The sequence below is a fragment of the Streptococcus sp. 27098_8_69 genome (assembly GCF_041432445.1).
In the GTDB taxonomy this organism is placed as follows: domain Bacteria; phylum Bacillota; class Bacilli; order Lactobacillales; family Streptococcaceae; genus Streptococcus.
Genome location: NZ_JAPVZO010000045.1, coordinates 1 through 5540, shown reverse-complemented (window position 1 = coordinate 5540; position 5540 = coordinate 1). Strand labels below are relative to the sequence as shown.

Genomic DNA, 5540 nt, shown 5'->3' with positions numbered 1-5540 from the left:
GCAAGGACATCGGGTCTTTTCAACATGGAGTTACAGGCAGCCACAACCATCTTTGTGGTCAATATGAAACGAATTATGACCTTAATAAATAAAAAATAACCGAGGATTTCGCTCAAATCGACGAGAGACTCCTCGGTTTTCATTTCATTAAAAGTAAGAGAGCTGCTTTTTCAGTAGGCTCAAGACCCCGACGGGTCTTTTTTTCACGAGCATGGAAAAGGGAGAGCGAGTTGGGATCTGGGTGGACTTCTTTTTCACGAACTTGACAACGAGAGAGGGAGAAAGACCCTGTCGTATCTTTTATAAGTCCAACGTATCTCTTTTTCTGATTTCAATATTTTTTTCGTAGAAATTGTTTCGTACTTCTCCTAGGAATTGGGATTATAGTTAGCTTTTTTGACAATAGGGTATTTGACTAGTTTATGGTATAATGGAAAGAGTGAATTGAAGGAGGAAAGGTGATGGATGCGAAATTAAGATATAAGGCAAAAAAGATAAAGGTTATTTTTTTTGATATTGATGATACGTTGAGAAACTCAAAGACTGGTTTTATCCCCACCTCAATTTCAACTGTTTTTAAACAATTGCGTGAAAAAGGTATTTTGACTGGGATTGCGACTGGTCGTGGGATTTTCGGTGTCGTGCCAGAGATTCGCGAACTTAAACCTGACTTTTTTGTTACTCTGAATGGTGCCTATATTGAGGATAAAAAAGGCAATGTGATTGATAATAACAAAATTTCTAAAGATAAGGTTGAAAGCTATATTGCTTGGAGCAAGGAAGTTGGGATTGACTATGGTTTAGTTGGTAGTCATACTGCTAAACTCTCTACTAGAACTGAGTTGATTAGTGAGGCCATCGATCCAATTTATCCTGACTTGGATGTTGATCCTGATTTTTATGAAAAAGAAGACATCTATCAGATGTGGACTTTTGAGGATCAGGGAGATGACCTGACTTTGCCTGAAAGTTTAGCATCGACTTTGCGTATGGTACGCTGGCATGAACATTCGTCAGATGTAGTACCAATTTCAGGTTCAAAAGCAGTTGGTGTAGCAAAAGTTGTAGAACATTTAGGTCTTAAACCTGAGAACGTCATGGTCTTTGGAGACGGTCTTAACGATTTAGAGCTCTTTGATTATGCGGGTATTAGTGTTGCTATGGGGATTTCTCATGACGAAATCAAAGAAAAAGCAGATTATATTACAAAAACATTAGAAGAAGATGGCATTTTTGATGCCTTAGAAGGATTTGGTATGGTAGAAAAAGAATTACATTTTCCGCAAGTAGACATTGAAGCAGTAGAAGGTCCGATTGCGACTATTAAAACAAATCATGGAGATATGCGTATTAAGCTTTTTCCTGAACATGCACCAAAAACAGTAGCCAACTTTATCGCTCTGTCAAAAGATGGTTACTATGATGGGGTCATTTTCCACCGTATTATCAAAGACTTTATGATTCAAGGTGGAGATCCAACTGGTACTGGTATGGGTGGCGAATCTATCTATGGTGAGTCATTTGAAGACGAATTTTCAGAGGAACTTTACAATATCCGCGGAGCCCTTTCTATGGCTAATGCTGGACCAAATACAAACGGTAGCCAGTTCTTTATCGTGCAAAACCAACACTTGCCATACTCTAAGAAAGAAATTGCTCGTGGTGGTTGGCCAGAACCAATTGCGGAAATTTATGCGGAACAAGGTGGAACTCCTCACCTTGATCGTCGTCACACAGTTTTTGGACAGATTGCAGATGAAGCTTCTTATGAAGTTCTGGATGCAATTGCAGGTGTAGAAACAGGTGCGATGGACAAGCCAGTTGAAGATGTCGTCATCGAAACGATTGAAATCGAGGACTAAGATGAAAATAGGTGATAAGCTAACAGGGCGAATTACAGGGATTCAGTCTTATGGAGCCTTTGTGGAGCTAGAGACTGGTATCACAGGTTTGATTCATATTTCTGAAATTCGTACAGGATTTATTGAGAATATCTATGATGTACTGAAAATCGGTGAAGAAGTTCAAGTTCAGGTTGTCGATTTGGACGAATATACAGGTAAAGCAAGTCTTTCTATTCGGACTTTGGAAGAAGAGAAACATCAGTTACCGAGACGGAGACGTTTTTCAAGTGACCGTATCAAATACGGCTTTGCTCCTTTGGCGCGCATGATGCCTATCTGGACCAAGGAAGCTATTTCTAATCTAAGTAAGAAAAAGTCTTAATTGATTTTTTCTCTCTTGAAATGTTAATATAGTTTGTTATGATAGAAGTATGGTAGAAGAATTATTAAAATCAGGAGAGAGAATCAATCAGCTCTTTTCTACAGATATCAAGATTATTCAAAATAGAGAGGTTTTCAGCTATTCGGTGGATAGTGTACTTTTGTCACGCTTTCCTCGTTTTCCAAAAAATGGTTTAATTGTGGATTTTTGTGCTGGGAATGGAGCTGTTGGACTTTTTGCCAGTAGCAGGACTAAGGCGAAAATTCTATCTGTTGAAATCCAGGAACGCCTGGCAGATATGGCTGAACGATCAGTCCGATTAAATGGGTTAGAAGAACAGATGCAGGTTATCTGTGATGATTTGAAAAATATGCCTGCTTACATTCAGGGGAGTAAGGTTGATTTGATTTTGTGCAATCCTCCCTATTTTAAGGTGGACCCAAATTCTAATCTGAACGAGAGTGAGCACTACTTGTTGGCTCGGCACGAAATTACGACCAATCTCAAGGAAATCTGCCGTAGTGCCCAAAGTATTCTCAAATCCAATGGGCGTTTAGCCATGGTCCATCGTCCTGATCGATTGTTAGATATTTTAGACACGCTTCAACAACACAATTTGGCTCCAAAGCGTCTGCAATTTGTCTACCCTAAACGGGAGAAGGAAGCCAATATGCTTTTAATCGAGGCTATTAAGGACGGCTCCACTAGTGGTTTTAAGGTTCTGCCACCACTCATTGTTCATAATGATGATGGTTCCTATACTCCAGAAATTCAAGAAATCTATTATGGATCATAAAGCTTATATGTATGTAGTTGAGTGTCGGGATGGTTCCTACTATACTGGTTATACAACGGATGTCAAAAAAAGAATAGCCGTTCACAATAGTGGTAAGGGAGCCAAGTACACACGAGCTCGGTTGCCAGTAAAACTCATCTATGCTCAAGGTTTCGATAGTAAAGAAGAAGCCATGTCTGCTGAAGCCCTTCTCAAACGTAAGAAGAGAGTGCAAAAGGAAAGATTTTTATCTGAAAACCAAGAGGAAAATTTACTCGGTCATTTTGAAGAGTAGAGGGGAGTTCTTTGACTCCTCTTACTTTTGTCAAAAATTGAAAAAAATGCTACAATAAAGAGAATAAAGAAACGAGGTATTATCATGTCTAAGATTCTAGTATTTGGTCACCAAAATCCAGATTCAGATGCTATCGGTTCATCAGTAGCCTTTGCTTATCTTGCAAAAGAAGCTTATGGTTTGGATACAGAAGCGGTGGCTCTTGGAACTCCAAATGAAGAAACAGCTTTCGTATTGAACTATTTTGGTGTTGAAGCACCGCGCGTCATCACATCTGCTAAAGCAGAAGGTGCAGAACAAGTTATCTTGACTGACCACAATGAATTCCAACAATCAGTTTCAGATATCGCTGAAGTAGAAGTTTACGGTGTTGTGGATCACCACCGTGTAGCTAACTTTGAAACTGCAAGCCCACTTTACATGCGTTTGGAGCCAGTTGGTTCAGCATCTTCAATCGTATACCGTATGTTCAAAGAACACGGTGTAACTGTTCCAAAAGAAATTGCAGGTTTGATGCTTTCAGGTTTGATTTCAGATACCCTTCTTTTGAAATCTCCAACAACTCACCCATCTGATAAGGTGATTGCGCCTGAATTGGCTGAATTGGCTGGTGTGAACTTGGAAGAATACGGTCTTGCCATGCTCAAGGCTGGTACTAACTTGGCAAGCAAATCAGCAGAAGAATTGATTGACATCGATGCTAAGACTTTTGAATTGAACGGAAACAATGTTCGTGTGGCTCAAGTCAATACAGTTGATATCGCTGAAGTCTTGGAACGCCAAGCTGAAATTGAAGCAGCTATCCAAGCAGCAAATGCAGCTAACGGATACTCTGACTTTGTTTTGATGATTACAGATATCGTCAACTCAAACTCAGAAATTTTGGCTCTTGGTGCTAATATGGACAAGGTAGAAGCAGCTTTCAACTTCAAACTTGAAAACAACCATGCCTTCCTTCCAGGTGCTGTTTCACGTAAGAAACAAGTAGTACCACAATTGACTGAAAGCTTCAATGCTTAATGATTGATGGGGAAACCCATTGTTAAAAAGGAGTTTCGACTCCTTTTTTGCTAGGAGAGAAGTATGTTAGAAAATGGTGATTTGATTTTTGTTAAGGATGATTCGGATATAGGACAGGCCATCCAGGAATCTACTGGCAACTATAGCCATGTGGCCCTCTTTTTGGACGGACAGGTCTATCATACAACTACGGAAGGCGGTGTCATTGCCCAATCCCCTGAAGATTTCTTTGAAGCTGAGAAAGTATATGACCTTTATCGCTATCCGAAAATGGATCTCAAAGAGGTTAAAAAACTGGCAGAGAGACTTTTAGGGTCTCCCTACAATTTCTCTTTTTATCCCGACGGAGATGGTTATTACTGTTCCCAGTTCATTGCTGAACTACTCCCTATTTTTGGGACCATTCCCATGAAGTTTGGGAATGATACACAGGAAATTAGTGATTTCTGGAGAGAATATTATCGAGAGTTGGGGCTTCCTGTACCTCTGAATCAGCCTGGCACTAACCCGAGTCAATTAGCAACATCACCACTTTTAGTTTGTAAAGAAAGGAATCTTCATGATTCAGATTTTTAATCCATCTCGCTTGACGCGTCAACCATTCTTTAGAGATTTGGTAAACTATCTTGATCAGCATGATGATGTTATCCTCCGCGAAATCAAGGCTCAGTTTCCAGAGGTTCCAGTTGACAAGCATTTGGAGGAATATATTAAAGCGGGTTTGATTTTGAGAGAAAATAAACGCTATTATCTCAATCTCCCATTTCTAGAATCTACAGAATCTCTTGAACTAGACCTAGAAGTCTTTGTGAGAGATGATAGTCCAATCTATCAAGAAATCCTGGAGAAATATTTTCAGACGGAATTACGCAATCAAACCAATGCAGCAATCCTAGAAGAGTATACGGATTTTGCTAGGGAAAAGATGACCTTGTCTAATTATTTTTATAAGGTTAAGCACCAGTATCCTTTGACAGAAAAACAGCAGGCTCTTTATGCTGTTTTGGGTGATGTCAATCCTGAGTATGCTCTCAAATATATAACAACCTTCTTGCTCAAATTTCTCAAAAAAGACCAGCTTATGCAGAAACGTCGAGATATCTTTGTTGATAGTTTAGTCTTATTGGGCTACATCATTCAAAATGAAGATGGGAAATATGAGTTGGCTGTAGAATTTGATAAAGAAAGATTCATCTTTATAAAAAGATAAAGGCTAGGGATTCT

Annotated in this window: 7 protein-coding genes; all 7 read left to right on the top strand. The window is 39.4% G+C overall.

Annotated features, from left to right (window positions below; translation table 11 throughout):
- Positions 1–461: 461 nt before the first annotated feature.
- The 7 genes from O3658_RS10460 to O3658_RS10430 all read left to right on the top strand — a co-directional run bounded on the left by O3658_RS10460 (position 462) and on the right by O3658_RS10430 (position 5526).
- Positions 462–1862, top strand: a complete 1401-nt coding sequence (locus tag O3658_RS10460; protein ID WP_371561513.1) for a bifunctional Cof-type HAD-IIB family hydrolase/peptidylprolyl isomerase — start codon at positions 462–464, stop codon at positions 1860–1862.
- Position 1863: 1 nt separating this feature from the next.
- Positions 1864–2226: a S1 RNA-binding domain-containing protein gene (locus tag O3658_RS10455; RefSeq protein ID WP_371561510.1), complete on the top strand. Its 363-nt coding sequence runs from the start codon at positions 1864–1866 to the stop codon at positions 2224–2226.
- A gap of 49 nt (positions 2227–2275) precedes the next feature.
- On the top strand, positions 2276–3022 hold the full coding sequence (locus O3658_RS10450) for a tRNA1(Val) (adenine(37)-N6)-methyltransferase (RefSeq protein ID WP_371561507.1): 747 nt from the start codon (positions 2276–2278) through the stop codon (positions 3020–3022).
- Positions 3012–3296 (top strand): GIY-YIG nuclease family protein, encoded by a 285-nt coding sequence (locus tag O3658_RS10445; RefSeq protein WP_371561504.1) that lies wholly within the window; start codon positions 3012–3014, stop codon positions 3294–3296. Before O3658_RS10450 ends, O3658_RS10445 begins: the two co-directional genes overlap by 11 nt.
- 84 nt (positions 3297–3380) lie before the next feature.
- Entirely contained in the window at positions 3381–4316 is a 936-nt protein-coding gene (locus O3658_RS10440) for a manganese-dependent inorganic pyrophosphatase (protein WP_371561501.1), read from the top strand.
- Between the two features lie 63 nt (positions 4317–4379).
- On the top strand, positions 4380–4892 hold the full coding sequence (locus O3658_RS10435; protein WP_371561499.1) for a YiiX/YebB-like N1pC/P60 family cysteine hydrolase: 513 nt from the start codon (positions 4380–4382) through the stop codon (positions 4890–4892).
- Positions 4876–5526: a DUF1803 domain-containing protein gene (locus tag O3658_RS10430; protein ID WP_371561496.1), complete on the top strand. Its 651-nt coding sequence runs from the start codon at positions 4876–4878 to the stop codon at positions 5524–5526. Before O3658_RS10435 ends, O3658_RS10430 begins: the two co-directional genes overlap by 17 nt.
- Positions 5527–5540 lie beyond the last annotated feature (14 nt).

Coding starts and splice junctions, on each gene's coding strand:
- O3658_RS10445 (WP_371561504.1), top strand. CDS start 3,012: ATGGATCATAAAGCTTATATGTATGTAGTTGAGTGTCGGGATGGTTCC.
- O3658_RS10440 (WP_371561501.1), top strand. CDS start 3,381: ATGTCTAAGATTCTAGTATTTGGTCACCAAAATCCAGATTCAGATGCT.
- O3658_RS10435 (WP_371561499.1), top strand. CDS start 4,380: ATGTTAGAAAATGGTGATTTGATTTTTGTTAAGGATGATTCGGATATA.
- O3658_RS10460 (WP_371561513.1), top strand. CDS start 462: ATGGATGCGAAATTAAGATATAAGGCAAAAAAGATAAAGGTTATTTTT.
- O3658_RS10450 (WP_371561507.1), top strand. CDS start 2,276: ATGGTAGAAGAATTATTAAAATCAGGAGAGAGAATCAATCAGCTCTTT.
- O3658_RS10430 (WP_371561496.1), top strand. CDS start 4,876: ATGATTCAGATTTTTAATCCATCTCGCTTGACGCGTCAACCATTCTTT.
- O3658_RS10455 (WP_371561510.1), top strand. CDS start 1,864: ATGAAAATAGGTGATAAGCTAACAGGGCGAATTACAGGGATTCAGTCT.